Genomic DNA, 25,948 nt, shown 5'->3' on the forward strand with positions numbered 1-25,948 from the left:
TCAGTCGTCGGGGATACCGGCCCCGCTCAGCGCGGGAACCGTCGCCTCCGGGTGGAGGAGTGAGCGCGCGCCGGCCCGGAACTGGTCGAGCTTGTCGGTGATGGTCTGGCCGACCGGGGTGTGGCCCCAGATGCTGATGCCCTGGTGGGTGGTGGGCTGCCAGGTCGTCTCGTCGATCGTGATCGGGTTCCAGCCGACCTCCCACTCGAAGCCCCGCCGGTCGGGTCCGCTATGAGCCGGCGGATCGGTTCTGGTTCGCAGCCCTGTCGGGGCTGATACCCCGGCGGCGCTGGCGCGAGGTCTTCCCTGTCACCCCAGGCACCCTGCTCGCCTGGCATCGCAGATTCATCTCCGCGAAGTGGGATTTCACCGCACGCCGACGCACCGGACGCCCACCCAGCCGAGAGGCGATCAAGACGCTCGTTCTGCGGCTGGCCCGGGAGAATCCGAGGTGGGGCATCGAGGAATCCAGGGGGAGTTGGCTGGACTCGGGCACCGGATCGCCGCATCGACGGTGTGGGAGATCCTGAACGCAGCAGGTGTCGACCCAGCGCCTCGCCGTTCCGGCCCGACCTGGCGCGAGTTCCTCACCACCCAGGCCGAGGGTCTCATCGCGGCAGACTTTTTCCACATCGACACCGCGCTCGGCAGGAGGCTGTACGCGCTGGCGTTCCTCGAACACGGCACCCGGCGCCTGCACATCACCGGAGTCACCGCCCACCCCACCCGAGATTGGGCCGTGCAACAGGCCAGGAATCTCTCCGCCGATTTGGGCATCCGTTTCGAGTCCCTGCGCTTCCTGCTACGCGACCGCGACGACAAGTACTCCCCCGCCTTCGACGCCGTCTTCCAGTCCGAGGATGTGCAGATCCTCAAGAGCGCCCCGCAGACGCCGCGGATGAACGCCCACTGCGAACGGGTCATCGGCAGCCTCCGACGCGAAGTCCTCGACCACATCCTGGTCCTGAACGAATCCCACGCCCAGCGTGTACTTGCCGCCTACCAGCGGCACTGCAACGAGCACAGACCCCACCAAGCACGAGACCAGCTACCTCCCGACGCTCACGACCGCCCCGCTGCCGTGCACGAACTCGACGCCCGCCGAATCCTGCGCACGCCCATACTCAGGGGAAACATCAACGAATATCGCTACGCAGCCTGACGTGCAGCGATGACTTTTCGAGCGGCACAGGCCTACTTCCGCAGCGGCAAGGGCACCGGCTCGCTCCAGAACGCGGTCCCGTTCGTCTACGACGACCAGGGCCTGGCCCAGTGGCAGGAATCCGGCCGCGACCAGGGCCACAGCATCATGGGCATCGGCCTGATGGGCGCGATCTGCGAGATGGCCTGGAACCAGGGCGTCGACCTCTACGCCGCGGACGGCAACCGGTTCATGAAGGCCGCCCAGTACGTGGCCAAGTACAACCTCGGCGAAGACGTCCCCTACACCACGTACGACAACTGCGACAACGTGAATCAGACCGTCATAGCCTCCGGGGGCCGCGGCCAGCTCGGCTTCGGCACCCTGCTGTACGCGAAGTAGGCCCACTGCCGGTCACGCCTGGGGGGCGTCTCCGAAGTCCGGTACTGCCAGCCGCTCGCCGTCCTTGAGGGCGGACTGGTGCGCGATGATGCCGGGCAGCGTGTAGCGTGCGGCGACCCAGGCGTTGACCGGGGGCAGGGTCTTGGTGGCGACGGCCCGCACGAAGTCGTCACTGAGGAAGTGGTGGCTGCCTTCGTGGCCGTTGGAGACGTGGGCGAACTCCTCAGGCAGCCGGGACCGGTCGTGCACCGGGGCCGAACCCGAGGTGAAGGCGTCCCTGAGGGCCGGAGCGACATGCTGGAGCGAGGGATCGTCGGGCGGCAGGGTGGGCTTGGGCTGGAGGTGGTCGGTGATGTCGGTGACACCGCTCTTGTCCTGCCACAGGCTGACGTTGGCCAGCTGCTCGAGACTCCCCTCCGTACCGAAGAACCGGAACCGCGACTCGCGGATGTACGAGGGGTAGCCGACCCGCCGGAACTCGTTCGTCCGGAAGCATCCCCCGCCCGCGACCTCGAACAGCGCGGTGGCGTTGGAGAAGTCGTTGCCGAACTGGCTGACCGACTTGTCGAACACTCCGTCCCCGCGATCGTCGACGACCCCGATGGCGGACACGCTGGTCGCATACGTCTACCAGGCGCCGAGCACTCCGCCGATCGCGTGGGTGGGGTAGAGCAGCGGCGGGTAGCTGGCAGTGGCCTTCCAGTTCTCGCCGCCGCTGTACTGGTAGGCGTCGTAGAAGCCGAGGTCCATGTCGTGCACGTAGTCGCCCTCTGCGTAGAACAGCCGTCCGAAACTGTCGGCGGCGATCTGGTTGCGGGCGTGCACGGTGGCCGGGTTGTAGTGGCTGGTCTCGCCCATCATGTAGATCAGCCCGGTCTCCTGGACCGCCGTGATGATGGCTTCGATCTCCTCCTCGGCCACCGCCATCGGCACCGCCGAATACACATGCTTGCCGGCCCGCAGTGCCTGGACGGCCAGCGGCCCGTGGGTCCAGCGCTGGGTGAAGATCGCTACCGCGTCGACGTCCGAGTCGAGCAGGGCCTCGAAGGATGGCAGGGTCCCGGCAAGGTCGTACTCGGCTGCCAGCCGGGCGGCCCGGTCCGGGATCAGGTCGGTGACCCAGATGTCGCCCTACCTCACCAGGCACCGCCTCGCGGAGGCCCGCCGACTGCTGATCACCACCGATCTCCCGATCAATGACATCGCATCCGCAGTCGGCTTCGGTTCGGTCAGCCGGTTCTACGCCGTGTTCACCTCTCTCTGTGGCGCACCCCCGGCAAAGTTCCGACGCGAGCATCCGTAGTCCGTCGAACCAGCCGATAACAAGGCTTGACGCCTGCTCAGGAAGCTCGTGGAGCAGTACGAAGAGCCCGCGATCCCGGGAGGGGCCATGACTGAGCGCCGACCTTGCCGGCCCGCCCCGGAGCCGGGATTCACGCCGGGTCGCCGTAGATGACTCCGCGTCCGTTGGTCCCGAAGTAGACGCGACCGTAGACCCGGGGGTCTCCGGTCATGGTGTTGCCGGTCCAGGCGTACTGGTGGCGGTCGTCGTTGATGCGGACCCAGGTCCGGCCCGCGTCGTCGGACCGGAAGATGCCGCGCACGCCGCGGATCTTGGAGCTGGTGTACACGGCGGGGTACGTGGCGCCGGACGCGGCCTTGCCGAATCCGACGACGTCGCCCTCGTCCACCGCCGTGAACCTGGTGAAGGACGTTCCGGAGTCGGTCGACCGCCACAGCCCGTACGGCGTGGGGGTGGTGGCCTTGGTAGTGCCGCCGGCCAGCCAGATGTCGCCCTCGTGGCCCGGTACCGGCTTGAACCGGACGTTTCCCGCAGTGGGCAGACCGGTCGCCGCCGTGGCCTTGAAGCTCTTGCCGCCGTCCGTGCTGAGGTAGAAGACACCGGCGTTGTAGGCGTAGAACTTCGCCGGGTTCACCCGGTCGGAACGTACGGAGGCCGCGGCGGGCAGCCCTTCCGAGGCCGTCCAGGTCGCTCCGTGGTCGTCGGACCAGCTGACCGGCGCACCGGCCGGTGACCAGACGATCCGCCTGCCGTCGGCGCTGATGGCGACGGCCTGGTCGTCGACTCCGGGCCCGGTGACACCGGACGGCTCACTGCCCGACGGCTTCCATGTGTCGCCGCTGTCGGTGGAGATGGCGAAGTGCTGGGTCCAGCCGCTGGTGGGGTTGCCGACCCGCACGATGGTGTGGGGCGCCAGCTCCGCGTAGTCCAGGGCAGGGGTTGCGCCGAAGGTCGGGCTGTCGTACATCTTCGGCGCCTTGTGGAGATCCGTGTGCCGGAAGCCGCCGACGTCGCCCACGCCGGAGAAGAGGTGTGCGCGCCCGGCGGGAGGGCTGATCACGCAACCGACCGAGGTCTCCTCCAGGCCCTGGGCCCGCACGGAGATGTGCACCGTGCCGTCGCTGTCCCAGTCGGTCAGGTTGTCGGCCCCGTAGATCGTCGCGCCGGTTCCGTGCATGAAGTGGCCGGAGTCGAAGGGGTCGATCTGGACGGACTCCATCATCCAGCCCAGCTTCGGTGCGATCTCCGGCAGCGACGGCGAGGCGTTCCAGGTCAGCCAGGGGGAGTCGGAGATGTCGATGTCGTAGCGCAGGGTGCGCTCGGAATTCGTGCCCAGGTCCCACGCGCGGGTCCAGCTCGCACCGCCGTCCGTGGAGCGGAAGAGGAGGCAGTCCGGGTACCACTTGACCTGGGTGGACACCATCAGGGTGTCCGGGTTCTGCCGGTCGATGGTCAGGCCGCTGTAACCGTACTGGTTGTCGTCGCTGGTGGACGGGACCGGGCTGATCCGGGTCCAGGTGTCGGTGGCGGTGTCCAGCTTCCACACGTCGCCCTTGGAGCCGTCGTAGGGGCCGGCGGTGTCGCTGGTCGCCAGGTACAGGTAGCCGCCGACGTGGTCGAAGACCGCGTGGTGCGGGATGAATCCGGTGGGCTGCCCGGGCACGCGCTGCCAGGTGGCTCCCGCGTCGGTGGACCGGTACAGGATGTTGTCCTTGTCGGCGACGGTGACGTAGAGGGTCCGGGTGGCCCTGCCCGCTCTGCCGGTGCGCTTGTCGAAGACGACTTGCAGCACGCCCAGGTTGTCGCCGTTGTAGCCGTCGGGGTCGGTGGGGTCGGGGACGAAGTCGCCCGCGTTGGGGAAGCTGGTCACCTTCGCGAAGGTCTTGCCGTGGTCGGTGCTGTGCCACAGCCCGTGGCCCCCGCGCGCTCCCAGGTAGAGGATGCTGTTGCGGTTGGGGTCGATCACCAGCCGCTCGCCGATGCCCCGGCCGGGCATGTTGCCGCCCAGCCGGAACGGCAGGGGGGTGGTCTTCCAGGTGCGGCCGCGGTCGGTCGAGCGCAGGATCGCCGCCATGTCCGGGTCCCAGTCGGGGAGGGTGTAGGTGCCCGCCGCCAGGTAGACGCGGTCGGGGTCGACCTCGTCGGTGGCGATGCTGATGATGCCGGTGTGTCCGTACTCGTCCCAGCCGATCCAGTCGGTGAGCGGGATCCACCGCCGGGACGCCGTGTCGAGGCGGTAGGCGCCGCCGATGTCGGTCCGGGCGTACACCAGTCCGGGTTCACGCTGGTTGAAGATGATGCCGGTGACGAAGCCGCCGCCGACTATCTCGGCGTTGCGGAAGCGGTACGGCGCTCCGCCCCTTTCGGAAGCAGCTGCGGGTGCGCCGGCGGACGCGGCGGAGGGGGAGAACAACGGGAGCGCGGCCGCTGTCGCGCCGGCGGCCAGAAGTCCGCGTCTCGAGAGGTGCGAGGTCCTGGGCATGGAGAGTCCTGCCTGTCTGGTGGGTGTCCTGGGGGTCTGAACTGGTTGGCGTTCGAACGAGGAGTGGGCGTCCGGGGCGACGTCAGGAGAGCCGCGCCGCCATGTCGGTCCCTTCCCGTACGAAGATCGGGATGCGTTCCAGGGGGGCTTCGGCATCGAGCGTCGTTCCGCCCTTCAGCACGGCTCCGGTGGCAGGGTCCAGCCAGTCGGCTCCGGATGGCAGATACACCCGGCGGGTCCGGGCGCCCGCCTCGTACACGGGCGCCACCAGCACATCGGGGCCCAGCAGGAACTGGTCGTCCACGTCCCAGGCGCGGTTGTCGTCGGGGAAGTCGAAGAACAGCGGGCGCATCGGCGGGGCGCCCGTGCGGTGGGCCTCCTCGGAGAGCTGTGTCAGATACGGGCGCAGGCGCTCGCGCAGGAGCAGGTGATCGCGGAGGATGCCGTACGCCTCATCCCCGTACGACCAGACCTCGTTCGGTCCGCCAGTCATGTCGGTGGAGAAGGCGGGGTGGTTCGGGGCGCGGTCGCCGTGCAGTCGCATGACGGGGCTGAAGGTTCCGTACTGGAACCAGCGGATGAGCAGTTCGCGGTAGGCGGGATCGTCGGAGTCGCCGCCGGCGAAGCCGCCGATGTCGGTGTTCCACCAGGGGATGCCGCTCATCGCGACGTTCAGGCCGGCCCGGATCTGGCGGGCGAGGGAGTCGAAGGTGGTGGGGATGTCGCCGGACCACAGCAGGGCACCGTAGCGCTGGCTGCCCGCCCACGCGGAGCGGATCAGCGACAGCGGGCGGTCGTCGCCCGCCGCGCGCAGGCCGTCGGCGACCGTGCGGGCGTGCTGCAGCGGGTAGAGGTTGGCGACCGCGGAGGCGGGCCCGGCCGCGTACTCGGCGCGCTCGGCGAACGCCGGGGGCAGGTCGGGTTCGCAGGCGTCCAGCCAGAAGCAACCGACACCCATGGCACGGTAGTTGTCGTTCAGTCGCTGCCACAGTGCCGCGCGGGCGCCGGAGTGCGTGGCGTCGTAGTACGCCATCGGGCGGATCAGCGAGTCGCCGCCGTGGCGGGATGGCCAGGGGAAGGTGAGCAGGCCGCCGTCCGCGTCCCTGACGAGGTGTCCGGCCGCGCGCAGTTCGTCGTAGGTGTCGCTGCCGGGTTCGACGGTCGGCCACACCGAGACCGCAAGGCGCACCCCGAGGTCCCCCAACTCCTGGACCATGGCGGCCGGTTCGGGCCACTCGCTCTCCTCGAACCGCCAGTCGCCCATGCGCTGCCAGTGGAAGAAGTCGCAGACGATGACGGACAGCGGCAGGCCGCGCTCCTTGTATTGCCGTGCCACGGAAAGGAGTTCGTCCTGCGTCCGGTAACGCAGCTTCGACTGCCAGAAGCCGGACGCCCATTCCGGCAGGAGGGGCGGCCGACCGGTCGCCTGTGTGTAGGCGTCGAGGATCTGGGCCGGGGTGTCGCCCGCGGTGATCCAGTAGTCGATGCGCCCGCCGGCGTCGGCGGTCCACCTGGTGCCGTCCGCGCCCAGTTCGACCCGGCCGGTGGCGGGGTTGTTCCACAGCAGTCCGTAGCCGCGTGAGGAGTGCAGGAAGGGGACGGCTGCCACGGTGTTGCTCTGGACGAGGTCGATCACGCAGCCCTTCTGGTCGAGGCGTCCGTGCAGATGCTGCCCAAGACCGTGCAACCGTTCGCCGTCGTAGGCGTCGAAGGACTGCTGCGTACGGCCGCCCGCCCCGTGGACGCGGGGGCCGCTGTGATGGGAGCGCGGGTCACGCTCGGCGAGGAGTACGCGGCCCGAGGCGGCGTGACGGAAGGTCAGCCGGCCGTCCGCAGAAGCCTCCACGGCCAGCCGGCCGTTGACCAGTCGGGCGCAGCCTTCCTCCGACGCGGACGGGGAGACGGGGGTGGTGGGCGCCGGGTCCTCCAGAGCTCCGGGGGCGGTGGGGTCGAGGTTCCCGGCCGAGGCCCGTACTCGGATGGCGTCCGGGCCCCAGGGCTCGATGCGGAGCATCTCCCCCTCGGTGTGGCGTTCCAGACCTCCCGCGCGAATGCTGTAGGACAAGGTGTCTCCCATGTTCGTCTCGGATGCGGCTAGCGGGTCCGGCTACAAGGGGGTGCCCGAGTGACCGCAGGCACCGCACAGGGTTGTCTCGCGCTGATGGGCGACGCGAACGCTCAGCTGCCTGCCTGGGCAGAGTGGAAGCGGAACGCGGAAAGCCGGAAGGGTCCGTGCAGGACCAGAGTCAGGTCGTGTGGGCCTGGTTCGACGCCGGACAGCTCGACTGCGACGGTGGTCCACGTGTACCGGTCGCCGGTGACCGGTACCGTGATCACACCCAGGCTCCGCTCGCCCGCCCGCACCTCCACGCTCGCTTCGCCCCCGGCTACGCCCTGGCGGGCGACCTCGGCCTCGAATCGGACCGCGCCGGTCAGGTCGGCCGAGCGGAACAGCAGAGTCGTGGGGCGGGACGGATCGGCGGGGGCGACCGCGTCGCCCGCGGCCCGCGTGGCGTCGACAAGGACGGCGTGCGTGTGGTCGTCGAAGTCGCGGGCGTACGTGCGGTGGCCGACGACCGGCCGGGGGATGGGCGGTGGGCCGGTCACATGGAGCCGCGCGCTGCCGACGACGTTCCCGGCGGAGCGCGCCGCCAGTACCTCGTAGTCGCCGGGGTCGACGGTGAAGCTTCCGGTCGCCACGTCCCAGTGGGCGAGCTGTTCGGCCGGGATCCGGAAGTCGAGCCGCCTGGTCTCGCCCGGTTCGAGCCGGACCTTGCGGAAGTCGGCGAGGCGCAGCCGGGGCGCCTGGTAGCGAGCGTTACGGGGACGGACGTAGAGCTGGACGACTTCGCTGCCGGGCCGGGAGCCGGAGTTGGCCAGCGTCAGCGTGACGTCCACCTGGCCGTCCTGGGCCATGGTGTCCGTGGAGAGCCGCAGGTCGCGATAGGTGAATTCGGCGTACGACAGACCGTGCCCGAACGAGTACAGCGGCGCAGAGTGGTGGTACTGGTAGGTCCAGCCGGCCTTGATGACGTCGTAGTCGAGCGGGTCCGGCAGTTCGTCGTCGCCGCGGTACCAGGTCTGCGGCAGCCGTCCGGCGGGGTCGGCCTCGCCGAGCAGTACATCGGCCAGCGCGTGGCCGGTCTCCTGGCCGCCGTGCGAGGTCCACAGAACCGCCGGCAGATGTGTGTCGGCCCAGTCGACGGCGTAGGGGTAGCTGCTCATGACGATGAGCGCGGTCTCGGGGCGGACTGCGGCGACCGCGCGCAGCAGCGCCTCCTGGGCCCCGGGCAGAGCGATTCCCGAACGGTCCTCGGTCTCGCGGCCGTTGATCATCGGGTGGTTGCCGAGGACGACGATCGCCGCGTCGGCCGACTCGGCGGCGGCTCGCGCCTCGGCCGTGCCGTCGTGCAGGAGTTCCCGCTGCCAGCGCTCGGCCGCCGCGAGGCTCTGGGCGGTGACGCGCACGCTGCCGTCGCCGGCATCGAGGGCGGCATAACGGCCGGTGAGCACATGCCGGAGCACGAAGGTGTCGTCCTCGTCGTCCGGGGCGGGCTCCAGGCGGAACGTCTCGTCGACGAACCAGCTCTTGAGCAACGTCCGTTCGGCGGCGAGTGAGCCGTCGTCGGAAGGAGAGAGATAGCGGCCGGTCCCGGCCTCACACAGGGTGAGAACGCCGTCGCCCCACTCCTGAACGTCGAAGGCGGTCTTGCCCAGGGGCTCGCCGGTGGTACGGGAGCGCAGTGCGATACGGTCGGTGCCCGGCACGCACACCACCTCACCTCCCAGGGGCGTGAGCGCCGAGCGCATACCGGTCGCGATGCCGATCTCGTACGGCAGGGTGCCGCTGTACCAGTCCTCGTACAACGCGTCCGCGTGCGGGCCGATGACCGCGATCCGCCGGGCACGGGCCGGGTCGAGCGGCAGCAGGCCGTCGTTCTTGAGCAGCACGATCGACTCTGCCGCCGCGCGGCGGGCGAGGGAGCGGTGCTCGGGGCAGTCGACCACCTCGGGCCCGAGGCTTGAGTACGGGTCCAGGTCCGGGTCGAACTCGCCAAGGCGGAAGCGGAGTTGCAACTGGCGGCGGACGGCGCGGTTCACGTCCCCTTCGTCGATCAGGCCGTGCTCCAGAGCCTCGCGCAGTCGGCCGACCACGGTCGCGCTGTCCTCGCGGAGGTCGGTGAAGCTGTCGATGCCCGCCTTCAGGGCAGCGGCGTGGCCCTCGGCGTGGCTGTCGAAGTAGTGCACCGGTGCGACGAGGTTGGTCGGTGCGCCCTCGTCGCTGACCACGAACAGCTCATGACCCGTGGGCCGGGCCCAGGATCGCAGTTCCCGCTCGATCAGCGGACTGACGTGGCAGGGACGGCCGTTGACGAGGTTGTACGCGGCCATGGCACCGGTGGCCGCGCCGGAGGCGATGACCGGGCGGAAGGCGGCCAGGTCGCACTCGTGCAGCACGCGCGGGCGCAGGCCGGAGGAGGTGACGCTGCGGCCCTTCTCGTTGTTGTTGGCGAGGAAGTGCTTGAGTACGGGAGCGGTCCGCAGGTAGGTGGGGTGATCGCCGGCCAGCCCCCGGCAGTACGCGGTGGCGACGCGCGCGGTGTGCAGCGGGTCCTCCGAGTAGCCCTCCTCGTTGCGGCCCCATCTCGGATCGCGCAGCAGGTTCACCACGGGCGACCAGACCTGCAGCCCGTTGGGGCCGGGTCCGGTCGGGACAGGCCTGTGCTGGTGCAACGCTCGCAATTCGGCTGACACGGCCTCTCCGACTGCGCGCACCAGCGCCTCGTCCCAGGTGGCGCCCAGTCCCACGGCCTGGGGGAACACGGTCGCCTGCCCGAGGCCGACGACACCGTGCAGCGCCTCTGTTCCGGTGCGGAACGCGGCGATGCCCAGGCGGGGGACGGCGGGGACGTACTGGTGCAGCATGGCGAGCCGCTCGTCGAGCGTAAGCCGTTCCAACAGGTCTTCGACACGCTCGTGCAATGCGAGTGCAGGGTCGCGAAAGGGTGGTGCGGTCGCGGGTGAGCAGACAGGAGCCACGTGGAAAATCCCTCGGCAGGCGGGAGGTGAGTAACGGCGGAGGGGCGTTGTCGAAGCGCATCAACGCTGACATTGGCGCTCGATGGATGTCAATGAACCCGACAGTGGAACTTTTCCTTGGGCGTCCACCCCAACTCGCCCCTTGTTCCATGGAATTGACTCGATTAGCGTCCTAGACAAAGTGAAGCGCTTCGATGCCCGGACTTCCGCCACTTGGCATCCCCGCGGAACAACATGGAAAGGGACACCGAGAACATCATGGACAAAGAACAGCGGTCGTTTCGCTGGGGTCACCGAGCCCTGCAACTCGAGTTCACCCTCGGCGGCGACGACAGCGTTCGCCTGGCCCGCCTCGGACTTCCCGGCGACGTGAGCGGCGATCCCGGCGCGTCCCTGCCGCTCGTGGAAGTGACGGCCGCAGGTCATGGCCGAGGCTGGTCGGGCAGCCGCCTGATCGGGACCCGTCTCGGTGCACGGCTGCGCCATCGCGAGCACCACGAGGGCCGGGACGGTGACTGGCACACCCTGACCGTGGTACTTCACGACCCGGAGACCGGTCTCACCGCAGAGGTGACCTACCGGTCGCCGGATGGCGTCCCCGTACTCCGCAGCGACGTACTCCTGCGCAACGAGGGGTCCGTCACGCTGCATCTGGAATCGGTCAGTTCGCTCGTCGCGGGCTGTCTCACCTCGCGGGACGCGGCGGCGATCGACGCGTCCGACGTGCTGTGGGCGGACAACGACTGGCTCTCCGAGTGCCGCTGGCAGCGTCAGCCGCTGCGCCACACCACGCCCCCCGTCAGCGGGCGGGTGCCGTACGGGCACGGTAAGGCAGGCTTCGACCTGAACGGCCACGGCGTCTGGTCCAGCTGCGGGCACCTGCCGATGGGCGGCTTGACAGACCGTCACACCGGCCGTACGGGGGTGTGGCAGATCGAGCACAACGGTGGCGGCTGGCGCTGGGAGTGTCAGGAGCACGACGGGGCGGCGTACGTGGCGCTGTTCGGCCCGACCGACACCCACCACGGCTGGCGGCATCCCCTGGAACCGGGCGCCGCCTTTCGCACCGTCCCCGCGGCCCTGTCGTTCAGCGCCGACGGTGGCCCCGACGACGCGTTCGCCGCGCTGACCCGCTACCGGCGCGCCCAGCGCCGCCTGCACGCCGACCACTTGAGTCTGCCCGTCATCTTCAACGACTACATGAACTGCCTGATGGGCGACCCCACCACCGAGAAGCTGCTGCCGCTGATCGACGCGGCGGCCGACGCGGGCGCCGAGTACTTCGTCATCGACGCCGGCTGGTACGACGACAGCGACGGCTGGTGGACCAGCGTCGGTGCCTGGGAGCCGTCCGTCTCCCGGTTCCCGGGCGGGCGCGGCATCCACGAAGTCCTCGACCGCATCCGCGCCCGCGGTATGACGCCCGGGCTGTGGCTGGAGCCGGAAGTCATCGGTGTGGACAGCCCCGTGGCCAAGTCCCTGCCGGAAGAGGCATTCTTCCGCCGTGACGGCGTCCGGATCACCGAATCCGGCCGGCACCATCTGGACCTGCGCCACCCGGCCGCCCGCGCCCACCTCGACCAGGTCGTGGACCGCCTGGCCGGCGCGTGGGGTGTCGGCTACCTCAAGCTCGACCACAACATCGACCCCGGCTCCGGCACCAGCGCCCACCCCGGCGAGAGCCCGGGCGCCGGCCTGCTCGGCCACAACCGGGCCCACCTCGACTGGCTCGACGGCATCCTGGACCGCCACCCGCATCTGGTGGTGGAGAACTGCGCCTCCGGCGGCATGCGCTGGGACCACGCGTTGCTGTCCCGGCTGCAACTGCAGTCCACCAGCGACCAGCAGAACCTCTCCCACTACGCGCCCATCGCGGCCTCCGCGCCCACCGCCGTCACCCCCGAGCAGGGCGCCGTGTGGGCGTACCCGCAGCCCGAGGACTCCCTCGACGAGGTCGCCTTCACCATGACGAGCGCTCTCCTGGGCCGAATCCACCTCTCCGGCGGCCTGCCGGACCTGGGGCCCGAGTCCCGCGCGCTGGTCCACGAGGCGATCGCCGTGTACCGGACCATCCGCGCCGATCTGCCGCGGGCGGTACCGTCCTGGCCGCTCGGGCTTCCCGTCTGGGACGCCCCGTGGACCGCCCTCGCGCTCCACACCCCCGATACCACCTACCTCACCGTCTGGCGCCGCCCGGGCGGACAGGACACGGTGACCGTCCGCCTGCCGCAGAGGCCGGGCGAGACCCGCGCCGACGTGCTGTACCCCGCCGCACGCGGAGCGAACGCCGTCTGGCACCCTGCCACCGGCGAGCTCACGGTGACCCTGCCCGCCGCACCCTCGGCGGTACTGCTCCGCATCGCGCATGCGACGCCGGACGTCCCCTGAGCGCCACTGCGCCTGCCTGCCGAACTGCCCAGGGGTGGCTCCCTGGGCGCATCCGATGTGGTGTTCACCGGCCGTCGTCAGCAGCACCCGGCCTGCCGGGCGCGCGCCCTGATCGACCCGTCCGAGGGACGAGGCGGCTTCACCGGCCGGGTCCTGGGCATGTACGCCGCCAGGGGCGCGGTCCACTTCGACTGGTTCGACCATGAGCCCCTCGACGGCCCGGCGCGCGTTCCGCGTGATGTGACGCCCTGTCAACCGTGACACCCCCCTGAGAGCGCGGTGCGCGGCGGGCCGTTTCGCGAGCCTGTTTCTCGGGTGTCAGCCCTTGATGGCTCCGGTGAGCATTCCCTTCTTGAAGTGTTTTGCCTCCCCGCCCGCCCTGATGACGCTGTCCCAGGAGATCACCGTGGCTACCGGGCGATTCGCCGCCCGGCATCTGGGCTCCCTGACCACATATCTGCCCTTCGAGCTGGTGGACGCCGTCCTGCACGAGCACCGGGCAGTCCAGCGGCGGCTGCGGGATCTACGCCGCCGAGTGGGCTGCGCACCCATGCGGGCCTTGTTCAAGGCGGTGGCCGGAGCGTTGGCCCGGCCACACGCGCCCGGAGTAGGTTTCGGTACCTACCGTACGGTCCCCTTCGAGGGCTGCGGCTCGATCAAGGTGCCCGACAGTGAGCGCAACCAACGGTGGCTGGGCGCTGTTCGCACGGCGGTTACCTCCAGATCGAGCTGATGACGCTGGTCGGGACCGGCACCCGGGCCGTGATCGGCGCGGTCTTCGGCCCCACCGCCGAGGGCGAGACCGCCTACGCCCCCCGACTGCTGCACCACCTCGACTCCCCCATGCTGGTCCTGTGGGACCGCCGCTTCGACGGCAACGGCTTCATGGCCTCCTTGCACGCCACCGGCCCCCTTACGGCCCTGGGCCGTCCAGCCCCGCAAGGGCGGCCGCACGCACGTCACGCGGGCTCGCGCCGAGTTCACGGTGGCAGGCCTTGTTGAATGCCTGGAGATCGGCGATACCCACGGACGCGGCGATGGCGGTGATGGACAGGGTGGAGGACAACAGGAGGTGGCGGGCGCGCTGCAGGCGGCGATGCCGGATGTACGAAACGACTGTGAGGCCGGTTTCGGCACGGAACACGCGCGTCAGGTGCGTGTGGGAGATTCCGACGGCCCGAGAGACGTCCGGCACGGACAACGGCCCGGCCAGGTGTTCCTCGACGTAGGCCTGGGCGGCTGCCACGAAGGGGTGGCGGCGCCCGGCTCCATCACCCTGCGGCAACTCGGCGATGCGCCACAGAGCGGTCCAGACCTCGGCCGAGGCTCGCGAGGGCGAAGTCGGCATGGCCGTCACGGCATGTCGGAGCAGATCGGACAGGCGCGTGCCCTCGGCCACGGCGTCCTGCATCACCGGAACCACCCGCGCGGTTCCGCCGTCGTGCAGCCGCAGATGGACGTAGAAATGCTCCGACCTGCCCTGGTAGTGAAAGTGCACCTCCGTGTTCGGCGGCACCAGGCTGACGTGGCCGGGGCGTATGGAATGGACCGACTCCCCGACGGACAGAGCACCCTCGTAGTTGTAGAGGTGCAGCTGCCACAGGTCCGGCAGCCGGAAGACGTCGTGGGCGATGGAGACGCCATGCACCCCGATGCCTGCATCGACCACGGTCGGCGCCTCGTCGAGCCGTAGCGTTACGTGTCTCACGAGGATGAAAAATTACCAGCACTGGACGATTTCAACCCACGACCGATCCGGACACGACACGTACCTTCGTCGTCATGTCAACCAGCAAACAACTTCTGACATCGGTTCAGGTGGCGCGCTTCGTCGCGCAGGGATTCCTGCGCCTAGACGGGGTGGTCCCGCAGGAGATCAATGAACGGGCCATCGCGGCCTTGACCGAGAACCTGCCGGAAGTGTCCTACGGCACGCCACTGGACCGGGCGTTCGCACAAGACACCTTCGTCCACGAGCTGCTCACCCTGCCAGTCATCGCAGGCTCCGTCGAGAGCCTGGTCGGCCCCGAACCGACCGTCGACCACCATGCGGTGCACGTGCGCGAGCCGCACCAGGGACATGCGCAGCCGCTCCACGGAGACGCGATCATCGATGTGCGGCCGGATGCGTTCGACATCCAGCTCATGTACTACCCGCACGAGGTGACGGCCGAAATGGGCGGCACCCTCAGCGTGCCCGGAAGCCATCTGCGCAGGATCAACGAGACGGACATCGGCCGCGTCCAGAACCTCAGAGGGCAGACCCGTCTGACCTGCCCGGCAGGCACGGTCGTTCTCGTGCACCACGGCATCTGGCACAGTGGCCGCCGCAACGACACCGCGGGTAGCCGCTACATGTACAAGATCCGCCTCAACCCGACCGTGCCGCAGGTGCGTCTGTGGGACGTCTCCGACCTGCACGACCCTGCTGTGGCCGCGGAACTCAATACATATCTCCCCTGGTACGAGCAGGCCACGGCCCGACTGGAGATCTACAACCGGGTCCTCCTGTGGCGGGCCCTGACCGGCGACGACTCGTTCGATGTCGACTACTGGGTCACCCGCGTGAGCAATCGACCGGCCTTGAGGAGTCCCGCATGAGACAGCAGGTGCTGGTCCTCTATCTCGCGACGTCGACGCTGGACTCCGATGTCGTGGGCTGGTCCCGATACGACGGGACCGGCCGGACCTGTCCGACGACCGGCGACAGCGACGAGCCTCCCTATCCCACAGGGCTTGCCGCGCTGCTCGACGGGTGGCGCCTGTTCCAGGCCTCCCAACTGCTGCCGCCTCAGGCCGGGCACGAGTACGAGATCTCCTTCCTCAAACACGAGTTCTTCTTCGAGAAGGTGGAGGACAGCCCTCACTCCTGACCCGGTGCTGGGACTGGCCGTCGGGTCCGTCCGCACCGCGGCCGGGGAAGACAGGCAGGCGCGCATCCAGCGATGCGCGCTTCGCCGACGGCCTCCGAGGTGACGTCTGGTGCGGCTCTTCACGCGTACCTCCGGGTGCCTGATGTGGAGGGGAGAGGCCCCGCACGCCCTTGCGGGGGCGCGCGGGAGGGGATGTTCTTGTACGCCTGCTCGCTGCTGGTGCCGCCGTCGGCCTGCCAGATGTCCACCACCTGCCCGTTCTTGACCAACGGGGTGAACCGCTCCTACAGCCCGTACACCGACTCCCCTACGCCCAGGGAGAGTTGCCGGAGCATGAAGTGCCGGCCGGCGGCGTCGGTGACGAAGCCGGTGCCGCGCTCGCCCACAGAGGTCAGCACCTGCCCGCCGGCGGTGAACTCCAGATGCCACGGCTTGGAGGTGTCCACCCGCAGCGACAGCTCACCGGCACTGAGCTCGACCACCTCGCCGTACCGGTGTGGTGGGTGGCGCGTACCCCGATCACACCCTCAGCCGGCGACCAACATTCGACGGTCAGCAGAAGGCTGTTGAGCGTGGCGCCGCGGCTGAGTACGTGCTTCACCGGTGCGTAGAGGGTCATGCGGTGCTCGTCGGCCCGGACGTCCGCGACCTCGGTGGCGTAGCGCGCGGTGACGCCCGGGTGCATCAGCCAGTAGCCGTCGGTGAACTTCATTCGATGGATTCCTCCGTCCGCGCACGGTGCGCGGCGATCAGGCCCTGGTACCAGTGGTAGCTGTCCTTGGGCGTTCGGGTCAGGGTGTCGTAGTCGACGTGGACGAGGCCGAAGCGCTGGCCGTACCCGCGCGCCCACTCAAAGTTGTCCAGCAGCGACCAGACGTAGTAGCCGCGCACGTCGACCCCGGCGGCGACCGCTTCGGCGACGGCGGCGAGATGGTCCGTGAGGTAGTCGATCCGCGCGGTGTCGTGGACCCGGCCGTCGGGGGCGACGGTGTCGGCCTCGGCGGAGCCGTTCTCGGTGATCCAGACCGGTGGAAGCCGCGGGTAGCGGGCGTTCAGTCCGCAGAGCAGCTCGGTGAACGCCTCCGGGACGACGGGCCAGCCCACGTTGGTGTGCCGGGTGTTGTACGGGTCCAGCTCGGTGACGCCGATGTCCACGGCGGAGCGTGCTTCGGGGTCGGTCACGCGGTGAGGGGCGTTGGCGACCGTCACGGGGCGGTAGAAGTTGACGCCGAGGAAGTCCGGCGGGGCGCCGATCAGCTCCAGGTCGCCGGGCAACCGCCAGGAGTCCAGGCCCTTGGCGTTGACCGGCCCGGTGCCCTGCGGCAGCAGGCGGGACCAGGCGATCGAAAAGCGGTAGCTGTCGACGCCGAGGGCGCGCAGCAGGGCGGTGTCCTCACGGTAGCGGTGGTAGTGGTCGCAGGCGGTGTCGCCGGTGGCACCGCCGAGGGTGCGGCCGGGGGCGTGGCTGAAGGTGTCCCAGATGGACGGGCCGCGGCCGTCCTGGTCGTGGGCGCCCTCGATCTGGTAGGCGGCGGTCGCGGCTCCGAAGCGGAACCCGGCGGGCAGTTCGGGGGAACGGGCACACGGTGGGCCCGGATGCGAAGGACACGACGGTCACAGCTCCGGCGCCAGGCCGCGCCGGTGCAGCCAGGCCAGTTGGGTGGGCGGGTTGGAGCCGCAGCCGCCGCCGTGGTCGGCGAACGGCCACACCGTCATGGTGCGGTCCTGGCCCGCGTAGTGGTTGAAGGCGGCGTAGACCGTGGATGGCGGGCAGACCGGGTCCATCAGGCCGACGCTGAACAGCGCCGGAGCGGTGGCCCGTTGGGCGAAGTGGACGCCGTCGAAGTAGTCGAGGGTGGCCAAGGTCGGCTCCACCCGGTGGCGGCTGTGCCACCGCAGGTACTTGACGATCTCCGGGTACGGGCCCTCGCCGCTGATCTGCACGGCGCGGCGGAAGTGACACAGGAACGGGACGTCCGGCATCACCGCCGATACGCGGTCCCCGGTGAGGCCGGCGACGGCGAGTGCCAGGCCGCCGCCCTGGCTGCCGCCGGCCAGCACGATCCGGCGGGTGTCGAGTCCGGGCAACTGCGCGACCGCGTCCACGGCCCGCACGCAGTCGGTCATCAGCCGCCGGTAGTAGTAGTTGCCGGGTGAATCGATGCCGCGGGTCATGAAGCCCTCGGACCACTGGGTGCCTTCGCCCTCGCCCCGGTCCGGGGTGTCGTGGCCCTGGCCGCGGCTGTCGACCACGAGCTGGGCGTAGCCGGCCGAGGGCCAGAACAGGTGGTCGGTGGGCAGCCCGCGTCCGCCGGAGTAGCCGATGTAGGTGACGACGACCGGCAGCGGTCCGGCCGCGTCGCGCGGGCGCAGCAGCCAGGCGGCCACCGGCTCGCCCCGCCAGCCGGGGAAGCGCACGTCGTCGACTTCGACGGTGCGCAGGAGGTGCGCGGAGGTGACCCGCTCGGACTTGGCCGCCCCGTCGTACGAGCGGGCTTCGGCGAGGGTCCGCTGCCAGAAGAAGTCGAAGTCTTTCGGGGCGGGCGACTCGGGCCGGTAGCTGTCGAGTTCGTCGGGGCCGAAGTCTGTGAGCGGCATGTGTTCCTCCGGGTGAGGCGATGACAGGGTGGTGGTGCGGTGCCGCGCCGGTCGGGCCGCCGGTCGCGCGGGTGCGGGGCTCAGTCGGACGTGACGAAGCGGAAGGCGGCCAGCCGGAAGCCGCCGTGCAGCGTCATCCTGAGGTCGTGGACGCCGTCGAGCGGGGCGGCGAGCTCGGCCGCGATGGTCGTCCAGGTGGGGCGGTCGCCGGTGCCGGGCACTCCGATCTGGGCCAGCAGCTGGTCACCGGCCTGCAGTTCCAGCCGTGCCGCGCCGGCCTCCGCGTCCTCGAGGGCGGTCTCGGCCTCCACCCGGACGGCGCCGGTGAGGTCGACTCCGCGGAAGAGCAGCGTCGCGGGCCGGGCCGGGTCGGTCGCTCTGAACGGGCCCACCCCCAGGGTCTGGTCGACAGTGTTCAGAACGTCGGTCACGGTCTTCATCGAGATCCTCCGGAAACGTAGTCGAACCATTCGAAACGAACCGTGCCGGCCGTCGCGTACATGCCGATCACCCGGCCGGTGAAGCCGCCCGCCACTTCGGTGGACAGGTATCGGCCGTCGAGGGTGGCCAAGTCCGTGGCGGCGCCGCCCGGCTCGGCCACGCCGAACGACACGGTGTCCGGTCCGCCACGCGCGTCCCGCGGCTGCTCCTCCGCGATGCGGACGGTGAGTTCGACCGGACCCGCCGGCACCGGCCGGGACGCCACGACTGTGCGCAGCGGGCCGATGCGAGCCACCACCCGCACCTCGCCGTCAGCGACTTCGATCCCGTAGTGGTGGTGCTCGTCGAGCCGGACCGCCAGGCCGCCTTCGCCCTCCGCCGCGTCGATCAGGGCGCCGGCAGAGCACGACAGGTGCTGCTGGCGGCGGCCGACGAAGACGACGTCGTCAGCGTCCAGCGACTTCCCTCTCGCCCGCAGGGTCAACCAGCCAGGCCGGTCCTGCGTGGTGACGAGTTCCTCGGGCCGGCCCCGCAGCGAGATCCACTGCGGCCGCAGCGTGCTGCCGTCGAAGTCATCGCGGACCGGCTCGGCCACCGGATCTTGGAGCGGCCACGGAATTTCCGACAGATCTGTGACGACCTCGCCGACGACCGGCCAGCCGTTGAGCCACTCGACGGGGGCGAGGAACGTTTCCCGGCCCAGGACGTGCCATCCGGGCGTGCCGCCGCCGGGCCGGGTCCCGAGGAACACCAGCCACCACGAGTCGTCAGGGCCCTGCACCAGATCCGCATGGCCGGTGTTCTGCACCGGATGCTCAACGCCGCGGTGGGTGAGGATCGGGTTGGCCGGGTTCGGCTCGAACGGTCCGCTCGGCGACGGTCCGCGCGCGATCGACACGGCGTGCCCGCGCTCGGTGCCGCCCTCGGCGATCACCAGGTACCAGTACTCGCCGATCCGGTACAGGTGCGGAGCCTCCGGCGCCTTGGCACCGCGCGTTCCCGACCACACCTGCGCAGACTCACCGAGGGCTCCGCCGGTCTCAAGGTCCAGACGCACCTGCCCCACACCGGCCACGGTGCACCAGCAGATGCCCTCCTCATCCCACGCCAGGTCCGGGTCGATGCCGGGCACCCCGGGCAGCATCACCGGCTCGGACCAGGGGCCGGCTGGATCGGTGGCGGTGACCAACAGGTTCCCGCCCTCGCTGACATTCGTGGTGATCAGCCAGAACCGGCCGTCGTGATGCCGAAGCGTCGGGGCGTAGATCCCGCCGGACGACGAGGCCCGCGACAACCGCAGCTGGCTCGGGCGATCCAGCACGTTACCGATCTGCCGCCAGTTCACCAGGTCGCGGCTGTGGAAGATCGGCACCCCGGGGAAGTACTCGAAGCTGGAGCACGCGAGGTAGTAGTCCTCCCCTACCCGGCAGATGCTCGGGTCGGGATGGAACCCCGGAACGATCGGGTTCGAAGCGATGTTGCCCACGATCAAGCCCTTCGTTGAGAAGTGGAAAGCGCTGAAAGTCTCGTCAGTCGTCGGTCACAGGCGTGAGGGTCAGCGTGAACTCGGCCGCGCGCGTGGTCAGCCGGTGCTGTGGAAGCACGCCCGGCCCCACGGCCGCGCTGCCCCTGGACCGCGTGGTCCGTGTGCAGGTGGATCACGGGTTCGGGAATGAGGTCGGGCTGGTGGCGGGCCTCGGCGAGGTGCTGGTCGCTGTACCGGCGGACCGAGAGGTTGAGCACGGGATCGCCCTCGATACGCACACCGGTGCCGGCCGGCGCGGGCCCGCTGCGCACCGAGGTGGCGTCCCGGCCGGTGGCCGAGGGGCTCGTGGTTCTCGGCGTCGACGTGTCCCCGTGACCGCGCCGCGCGACCCGCGCTCGGGCCCCGACACCCTCACGTTCGGCGTCGAGGAGGCGGACGGTTCGTTCGGCGCGCTCGCCTCGCTCGACGGCCGCTGTCTGTCGACGGAGGTGGCCGGCGGGTTCACCGGACGCGTCATCGGGATGTACGCCGCGTCCGGGACCGTCGCCTTCGACTGGTTCCGTCACACACCGGTCGAGGACTGACCCGCCGACTCCGCCGCCGCTACAACTCCTTCACCTCGTACGGGCGTTGTGTGCCGGAAGCCTCGACGGACACGCTCCCGCCGTCGCGCCGCACCCGGTACGTGGCGGCGGCGCTGCCGTCGAGGCCCGGCACCGTCACGCTCACGTCGTCCGCGCCGGGGGCGACGAGCAGGGTGAGGTCGTCGAGCCAGTCGCCGTCGGGGCGCTGGTCGTCCGCGCCGAGCGGCAGCACCGCGCCTTCGCGCACGTACAGGGGGAGGCTGTCGAAGCCGTGGCGCTCGCTGCGCCAGGCCGGGCCCCGCACCTGCTCGCCCGTGAGGAGATGCGTCCAGGTGCCCTCCGGAAGGTAGTACTCGACGTCGCCGTCGGCCGTGAAGACCGGGGCGACGAGGAGGTCGGGGCCGAGCATGTACTGCCGGTCGAGCGTGCGGCAGGTCGGGTCGTCGGGGAAGTCGAGGAGCATCGGGCGCATCACCGGGACGCCGGTGCGGTGGGCCTCGACCGCGGCCCCGTACAGGTACGGCATCAGCCGGTGCTTGAGCAGCGTGAACTGCCGCGCCACGTCGACGGCTTCCTCGCCGAACTCCCACGGCACGCGGTACGAGACGTTGCCGTGCAGGCGGCTGTGCGAGGAGAGCAGGCCGAAGGCGAGCCAGCGCTTGAAGACCGCCGGGTCGGGAGTGCCCTCGAAGCCGCCGATGTCGTGCGACCAGAACCCGAATCCGGACAGGGACAGGGACAGGCCGCCGCGCAGCGACTCGGCCATCGCCGTGAACGAGGCGAAGCAGTCGCCGCCCCAGTGCACGGGGAACTGCTGGCCGCCCGCGGTCGCAGAGCGCGCGAAGACGACGGCTTCGCCGCTGCCGCGCTCCTTCTCCAGGAGTTCGAAGACGGTGCGGTTGTAGAGGTGCGTGTAGTAGTTGTGCATGCGCTCGGGGTCGGAGCCGTCGTGCCAGTCGACGTCGGTGGGCACCCGCTCCCCGAAGTCCGTCTTGAAGCTGTCGACGCCCATGTCGAGCAGGACGCGCAGTTTGCCCGCGTACCACTCGCGGGCGGCCGGGTCGGTGAAGTCGACCAGGGCCATCCCGGGCTGCCACAGGTCCCACTGCCAGATGTCGCCGTTCGGCCGCCGTACCAGGTAGCCTGCCGCGGCGGCCTCGTCGAAGAGGGCCGACTTCTGGGCGATGTACGGGTTGATCCACAAACTGATGCGCAGGCCGCGCGCCTTGAGGCGGCGGAGCATCCCCTCCGGGTCGGGGAAGACGTCCGGGTCCCAGGCGAAGTCCGACCACTGGTACTCGCGCATCCAGAAGCAGTCGAAGTGGAACACGGAGAGCGGGATGGCGCGTTCGGCCATGCCGTCGACGAAGGCGGTGACCGTTGCCTCGTCGTACTCGGTGCAGAAGGACGTCGTCAGCCACAGCCCGAACGACCAGGCCGGCGGGAGCGCCGGGCGGCCGGTGAGGGCGGTGTAGCGGCGCAGCACGTCCTTCGGGGTCGGGCCCGCGACGACGTAGAACTCGACCGACTGGTCCTCGACGCTGAACTGGAGCTGCCCGACGGCCTCCGAGCCGATCTCGTACGACACCTTGCCCGGGTGGTTGACGAAGACGCCGTAGCCGCGCGAGGAGAGGTGGAACGGGACGTTCTTGTAGGCGTGTTCGCTGCTGGTGCCGCCGTCGGCCTGCCAGATGTCCACGGTCTGGCCGTTCTTGACGAACGGGGTGAAGCGTTCGCCGAGACCGTAGATGTGCTCGCCGATGTCGAGGGCGAGCTGGGCGACCATGTGGTGGGAGCCGTCGGGCATGGTGGCGAAGGCGGTGCCCTTGCGGTCAACTGCCGTGAGGCGGCGGCCCGTTGCGGTGTCGTGGAACTCCAGACCCCACTCGCCCTCGGTGTCCAGGCGCACGCTCAGCGGCCCGGCCGTCAGCTCGGTGACCGTGCCCTCGCGGGTGACGCGGGCGCCGCTGCCGCCCTCCGTGGGCTGCAGTTCGAGGTCGGGTCCGCGGCGTCGGCGGCCCGCGTGGTGCGTGAACCGGACACCGATGACGCCCTCGGCGGGCGAGAAGCAGTCGACCGTGATCAGCGGTTCGTTGAGGGTGTCGCCCCGGTCACGGACGTGCCGTACGGCGGCGTACGCGGTGAACCGGTCGTCGGCGGCGCGGATGTCGCGCACATCGGTGGCGTACGAGGCCCGCACACCGTCGCGCATGAGCCAGAAGCCGTTGGTGAACTTCATACGGTGGTCCCCCGGGGGATGAAGGTGAGCCGGTCGAGACGGATCGCCCCGTCGAGGCGTACGCGCAGGTCGCGTACGCCCGTGGCGGCGAAGTCGGCGCTCAGCGTGACGTAGTCGTACGGGCCGTCGGTCGCGGGAAGGGTGAGCGGGCCTGCCTCACCGATCTCCAGGGTGCCCTCACCCGCGACCTGAACGCGTACGCCGCTCACGCCGTCGGCCCCGAAGTCGCAGTCGCGGAAGAAGAGTTCGCCGCGGGCGCCCGGCACGGGCGTGACCGCGTCGCCGTGCGTCTTGCTGCGGTCGACGATCTCGGTGCCGCTCTGCTCGTCGTAGGACGCGGCGTCCAGGCCGCGCCCGAGAACGGGACGCGGCGCGGGCGTGTCGCCTTCGACCGTGAGCCGGGCGGTGAGCCGGATGTCCTCGCTGGAGGCTCCGACGGCGAGTTCGTAGCTGCCCGTGGTGACACTCCACCGGTCGTGGGCGACGTCCCAGTGGCCGAGCTCCTCGACCGGCACGCTCAGCGTGAGCCGTTCGGCGGCGCCCGGCGCGAGCGTGACGCGGCGGTGCGCGAGCAGTTGGCGGCGCGGCCGGGGCACCGCCGCGTCGAGCGCGCTGACGTACAGCTGCGGCACCTCGTCGGCGGCACGGGAGCCGGTGTTGGTCACGGTGAAGGTGATGTCGAGCCGCAGGCCGTCGCGTCGGACGAAGAGCCCTTCGTACCCGAAGGAGCTGTAGGACAGGCCGTGTCCGAACGGGTAGAGCGGGTCGCCCTGGAAGTACAGATACGTCTGCCGCGAGCCGATCACGTCGTAGTCGAGCAGGTCGGGCAGGTCGGCGTCACTGCGGTACCAGGTCTGCGGCAGCCGTCCGGCCGGGCTGACGTCACCGGCGAGGACCCGGGCCAGGGCGCGGCCGGCCGCCTGGCCGCCGTGCGCGGTCCACAGCAGCGCGGGCAGCGCGGCATCGGCGTCGGGGACGGCGTACGGATAGGCGGAGACCAGGCACAGCGCCGTGCGCGGGTTGGCGGCGAGCGCGGCCCGCCACAGCCCGTCCTGGTGGGCGGGGAGCGCGAGGGTCGTGCGGTCCTCCGTCTCGCGGCCGTTGATGTGCGGGTCGTTGCCCGCGACGACGATCACCGCGTCGGCGTCGGCGGCGGCGCGCGCCACGGCGTCCGCGCCACGCTCCACGTACTGGATCCGCCACACCGTGCCGTCGTCGGTGACCTTCACGCCGTCCGCGGCGACGGTGACGTAGCGGCCCGTGCCCCGGTGCTTGAGGAGGTGTCCTGCGCCGTGCGCCTCAAGGCTGAAGATCTCCTGGACGACCCAGCCACCGGGCTCGTCCGCGGACGCCCGCACGTATCCGTCGTCGGCGACGGACAGGTACCGGCCGTCGGGCGCGCGGAAGGTCAGGGCGTCGTCCCCCCAGTCGACGAGGGCGAGTTCGGTGCCCTCGGCGGGGGTGGCGGTGAGCGGCGGGAGGTCGGTGCGTCCCGCGAGGAGGGCCGGGTCGAGGGTGCCCTCGGCGCCGCGCACCTCGGTGTCGGCGGCGGCTTCGGGGACGGTCAGCCATCCCGCGTCGCTGCTCAGCCTGACCCGGTCCACGCCCTCGGTGAAGGTGACCCGGTCCGCTCCGAACCGTTCGCGCAGGCCGTCTAGGGGGGTGGAGCGGTGGATGAGGGTGCCGCTGTACCAGTCGGTCTTGCACTCGTCGGCGAGCAGTCCGACGACGGCGATCCGCGTCCCGCCGTCGGCCGCGAGGGGCAGCAGACCGTCGTTCTTGAGCAGGACGGCGGCCTGTTCGGCACTCTCCTGCGCGAGCGCGCGGTGGGCCTCGGTGTCGAAGTACCGCACGTCCTCGAAGGGGTCGGTGTCCTCGAACTCGCCGAGGCGCGCCCGTACATCGAGCTGTCGGCGCACGGCCGCGTCGATGTCGTCGGTGCTGACAAGGCCCTGCTCCAGGGCGCCCCGCACGCGGCTGATGATGATCGACGAGTCCGTGCCGTGGTCGGTGAAGCTGTCGACGCCCGCGATCAGCGTGGCGGCGGTGGCCTCCTCGTGGGTGTCGAAGTAGTGCTCGGAGTCGACGAGGTTGCTGGGCGCGGTCGCGTCGGAGCAGACCAGGAGTTCCTGGTCCGTCCAGGTCCTCAAGTGCTCGCGCAGATACGGGGATACGTGGTTGGGGCGGCCGTTGACGAGGTTGTAGGCGGGCATGACGCCGGCGACGGCGCCCTCCTCGACGGGACGCTTGAAGGCCTTCATGTCGTACTCGTGGAGCACGCGCGGGCGCACGGAGGACGAGGTGGTGTCCCGGCGGGTCTCGTTGTTGTGGGCCAGCCAGTGCTTGAGGACGGGGGCGGTGCGCCAGTAGGTGGGGTGGGTGCCGCGCAGGCCGCGGGTGTACGCGGTGGCGATGGCGGCGGTGAGGTACGGGTCCTCGGAGTACCCCTCCTCGTTCCTGCCCCACAGTGGGTGGCGCAGCAGATTCACCGTCGGCGCCCACACGTTGAGGCCGACCCTGTCGTCGCGCTCGCGCATGGCACGTGCCTCGGCGGAGACGGCGTCGCCGACCCTGCGCACCAGGTCCTCGTTCCAGGTGGCGCCGAGCCCGACCGCCTGGGGGAAGACCGTGGCCCGCCCCATCCACGCGACTCCGTGCAGCGCCTCCTGCCCGGTGCGGAACGGGGCGAGGCCCAGGCGCTCGACACCCGGCGTCGACTGGTGCAGGAAGGCGATACGTTCTTCGAGCGTGAGTCCGGCAAGGAGGTCGTCGACGCGCTTGTCCACGTGCGGTGCGGCACCGGCGTCGGTCGGGAGTCTTTCGATCACGGGCGAGCCCCTTGGAGAGATGGAGCGGTCGTAACGGCGACCGGCGAGATGATGTTTCGAAGCGCTTCGATGCTCCGTACGGACGATGTCCGGTGTCAAGTGCGGCGCGAATAAAGTCTGTTCAGGAATCTTCTGCACGAGCC

The 25,948-nt window shown here is 70.3% G+C and carries 15 protein-coding genes and 7 pseudogenes; 9 read left to right on the plus strand and 13 right to left on the minus strand.

Features of this window, described 5'->3' with window-relative positions:
* Positions 1–213 (minus strand): annotated as a pseudogene (locus ACWIGU_RS00840) (VOC family protein); the annotation flags it as partial.
* Between ACWIGU_RS00840 and ACWIGU_RS00845 the strand changes: the two are divergent.
* Together ACWIGU_RS00845 and ACWIGU_RS00850 are read left to right on the plus strand one after the other, a co-directional pair.
* Positions 207–1,162, plus strand: a pseudogene (locus tag ACWIGU_RS00845) (integrase core domain-containing protein); the annotation flags it as partial. The pseudogenes ACWIGU_RS00840 and ACWIGU_RS00845 sit on opposite strands and share 7 nt — an antisense overlap.
* 24 nt (positions 1,163–1,186) lie before the next feature.
* Positions 1,187–1,513: pseudogene (locus ACWIGU_RS00850) on the plus strand (alginate lyase family protein); the annotation flags it as partial.
* 42 nt (positions 1,514–1,555) lie between these two features.
* On the opposite strand, the pseudogene ACWIGU_RS00855 reads toward ACWIGU_RS00850, so the two are convergent.
* Positions 1,556–2,671: pseudogene (locus ACWIGU_RS00855) on the minus strand (Gfo/Idh/MocA family protein); the annotation flags it as partial.
* Between ACWIGU_RS00855 and ACWIGU_RS00860 the strand changes: the two are divergent.
* The gene (locus ACWIGU_RS00860; protein ID WP_454397208.1) at positions 2,667–2,846 is read left to right on the plus strand and encodes a helix-turn-helix transcriptional regulator; all 180 of its coding nucleotides are present in this window, start codon (positions 2,667–2,669) and stop codon (positions 2,844–2,846) included. The pseudogene ACWIGU_RS00855 and the gene ACWIGU_RS00860 overlap by 5 nt on opposite strands.
* Before the next feature lie 130 nt (positions 2,847–2,976).
* Here the strand turns inward: ACWIGU_RS00860 and ACWIGU_RS00865 are convergent, their stop codons facing one another.
* From ACWIGU_RS00865 to ACWIGU_RS00875, 3 genes are all read right to left on the minus strand, one after another.
* Complete coding sequence (locus tag ACWIGU_RS00865; protein ID WP_454396059.1) at positions 2,977–5,328, minus strand: xyloglucanase; 2,352 nt, start codon at positions 5,326–5,328, stop codon at positions 2,977–2,979.
* Between the two features lie 82 nt (positions 5,329–5,410).
* The gene (locus tag ACWIGU_RS00870) at positions 5,411–7,405 is read right to left on the minus strand and encodes a glycoside hydrolase family 31 protein (protein WP_454396061.1); all 1,995 of its coding nucleotides are present in this window, start codon (positions 7,403–7,405) and stop codon (positions 5,411–5,413) included.
* Positions 7,406–7,506: 101 nt separating this feature from the next.
* On the minus strand, positions 7,507–10,287 hold the full coding sequence (locus tag ACWIGU_RS00875; RefSeq protein ID WP_454396063.1) for a glycoside hydrolase family 3 C-terminal domain-containing protein: 2,781 nt from the start codon (positions 10,285–10,287) through the stop codon (positions 7,507–7,509).
* 339 nt (positions 10,288–10,626) lie between these two features.
* Between ACWIGU_RS00875 and ACWIGU_RS00880 the strand changes: the two genes are divergently transcribed.
* The 3 genes and pseudogenes from ACWIGU_RS00880 to ACWIGU_RS00890 all read left to right on the plus strand — a co-directional run bounded on the left by ACWIGU_RS00880 (position 10,627) and on the right by ACWIGU_RS00890 (position 13,489).
* A complete protein-coding gene (locus ACWIGU_RS00880) occupies positions 10,627–12,756 on the plus strand; it encodes an alpha-galactosidase (RefSeq protein ID WP_454397210.1) in 2,130 nt (709 codons plus the stop codon).
* Between the two features lie 30 nt (positions 12,757–12,786).
* Positions 12,787–13,017 (plus strand): annotated as a pseudogene (locus ACWIGU_RS00885) (hypothetical protein); the annotation flags it as partial.
* 145 nt (positions 13,018–13,162) lie between these two features.
* Positions 13,163–13,489 carry a hypothetical protein gene (locus tag ACWIGU_RS00890; RefSeq protein WP_454396065.1) on the plus strand — a complete coding sequence of 109 codons (327 nt, stop codon included), beginning with the start codon at positions 13,163–13,165 and terminating at the stop codon, positions 13,487–13,489.
* 180 nt (positions 13,490–13,669) lie between these two features.
* On the opposite strand, the gene ACWIGU_RS00895 is transcribed toward ACWIGU_RS00890, so the two are convergent.
* Positions 13,670–14,464: a helix-turn-helix domain-containing protein gene (locus tag ACWIGU_RS00895; protein WP_454396067.1), complete on the minus strand. Its 795-nt coding sequence runs from the start codon at positions 14,462–14,464 to the stop codon at positions 13,670–13,672.
* A 74-nt stretch (positions 14,465–14,538) separates the two neighbouring features.
* On the opposite strand from ACWIGU_RS00895, the gene ACWIGU_RS00900 reads away from it, so the two are divergent.
* Both ACWIGU_RS00900 and ACWIGU_RS00905 read left to right on the plus strand, forming a co-directional pair.
* Positions 14,539–15,357, plus strand: coding sequence for a phytanoyl-CoA dioxygenase family protein (locus tag ACWIGU_RS00900; RefSeq protein WP_454396069.1), 819 nt, complete (start codon positions 14,539–14,541; stop codon positions 15,355–15,357).
* Positions 15,354–15,629: a hypothetical protein gene (locus tag ACWIGU_RS00905; RefSeq protein ID WP_454396071.1), complete on the plus strand. Its 276-nt coding sequence runs from the start codon at positions 15,354–15,356 to the stop codon at positions 15,627–15,629. Before ACWIGU_RS00900 ends, ACWIGU_RS00905 begins: the two co-directional genes overlap by 4 nt.
* Before the next feature lie 188 nt (positions 15,630–15,817).
* Here the strand turns inward: ACWIGU_RS00905 and ACWIGU_RS00910 are convergent.
* The 5 genes and pseudogenes from ACWIGU_RS00910 to ACWIGU_RS00930 all read right to left on the minus strand — a co-directional run.
* Positions 15,818–16,341 (minus strand): annotated as a pseudogene (locus ACWIGU_RS00910) (alpha-xylosidase); the annotation flags it as partial.
* Complete coding sequence (locus ACWIGU_RS00915; RefSeq protein WP_454397212.1) at positions 16,338–17,195, minus strand: family 1 glycosylhydrolase; 858 nt, start codon at positions 17,193–17,195, stop codon at positions 16,338–16,340. The gene ACWIGU_RS00915 and the pseudogene ACWIGU_RS00910, both read right to left, overlap by 4 nt.
* 48 nt (positions 17,196–17,243) lie before the next feature.
* A complete protein-coding gene (locus ACWIGU_RS00920) occupies positions 17,244–18,227 on the minus strand; it encodes an acetylxylan esterase (RefSeq protein ID WP_454396073.1) in 984 nt (327 codons plus the stop codon).
* A gap of 80 nt (positions 18,228–18,307) precedes the next feature.
* On the minus strand, positions 18,308–18,667 hold the full coding sequence (locus ACWIGU_RS00925; RefSeq protein ID WP_454396075.1) for a carbohydrate-binding protein: 360 nt from the start codon (positions 18,665–18,667) through the stop codon (positions 18,308–18,310).
* Entirely contained in the window at positions 18,664–20,154 is a 1,491-nt protein-coding gene (locus ACWIGU_RS00930; protein ID WP_454396077.1) for a glycoside hydrolase family 43 protein, read from the minus strand. Before ACWIGU_RS00930 ends, ACWIGU_RS00925 begins: the two co-directional genes overlap by 4 nt.
* 282 nt (positions 20,155–20,436) lie before the next feature.
* Here ACWIGU_RS00930 and ACWIGU_RS00935 point away from each other — a divergent pair.
* Positions 20,437–20,738: pseudogene (locus ACWIGU_RS00935) on the plus strand (beta-xylosidase family glycoside hydrolase); the annotation flags it as partial.
* 19 nt (positions 20,739–20,757) lie between these two features.
* Here the strand turns inward: ACWIGU_RS00935 and yicI are convergent.
* Positions 20,758–22,977: an alpha-xylosidase gene (gene yicI / locus ACWIGU_RS00940; RefSeq protein ID WP_454396079.1), complete on the minus strand. Its 2,220-nt coding sequence runs from the start codon at positions 22,975–22,977 to the stop codon at positions 20,758–20,760.
* Positions 22,974–25,805, minus strand: a complete 2,832-nt coding sequence (locus tag ACWIGU_RS00945; RefSeq protein WP_454396081.1) for a glycoside hydrolase family 3 C-terminal domain-containing protein — start codon at positions 25,803–25,805, stop codon at positions 22,974–22,976. The genes yicI and ACWIGU_RS00945 overlap by 4 nt, the downstream gene beginning before the upstream one ends.
* Positions 25,806–25,948 lie beyond the last annotated feature (143 nt).

Source organism: Streptomyces sp. NPDC055400 (genome assembly GCF_053644375.1).

Excerpts from the sequence above, each read along its gene's own strand:
- ACWIGU_RS00860 (WP_454397208.1), top strand. The coding sequence starts at position 2,667 with ATGTCGCCCTACCTCACCAGGCACCGCCTCGCGGAGGCCCGCCGACTG.
- ACWIGU_RS00865 (WP_454396059.1), bottom strand. The coding sequence starts at position 5,328 with ATGCCCAGGACCTCGCACCTCTCGAGACGCGGACTTCTGGCCGCCGGC.
- ACWIGU_RS00870 (WP_454396061.1), bottom strand. The coding sequence starts at position 7,405 with ATGGGAGACACCTTGTCCTACAGCATTCGCGCGGGAGGTCTGGAACGC.
- ACWIGU_RS00880 (WP_454397210.1), top strand. The coding sequence starts at position 10,627 with ATGGACAAAGAACAGCGGTCGTTTCGCTGGGGTCACCGAGCCCTGCAA.
- ACWIGU_RS00900 (WP_454396069.1), top strand. The coding sequence starts at position 14,539 with ATGTCAACCAGCAAACAACTTCTGACATCGGTTCAGGTGGCGCGCTTC.
- ACWIGU_RS00905 (WP_454396071.1), top strand. The coding sequence starts at position 15,354 with ATGAGACAGCAGGTGCTGGTCCTCTATCTCGCGACGTCGACGCTGGAC.
- ACWIGU_RS00920 (WP_454396073.1), bottom strand. The coding sequence starts at position 18,227 with ATGCCGCTCACAGACTTCGGCCCCGACGAACTCGACAGCTACCGGCCC.
- ACWIGU_RS00925 (WP_454396075.1), bottom strand. The coding sequence starts at position 18,667 with ATGAAGACCGTGACCGACGTTCTGAACACTGTCGACCAGACCCTGGGG.
- yicI (WP_454396079.1), bottom strand. The coding sequence starts at position 22,977 with ATGAAGTTCACCAACGGCTTCTGGCTCATGCGCGACGGTGTGCGGGCC.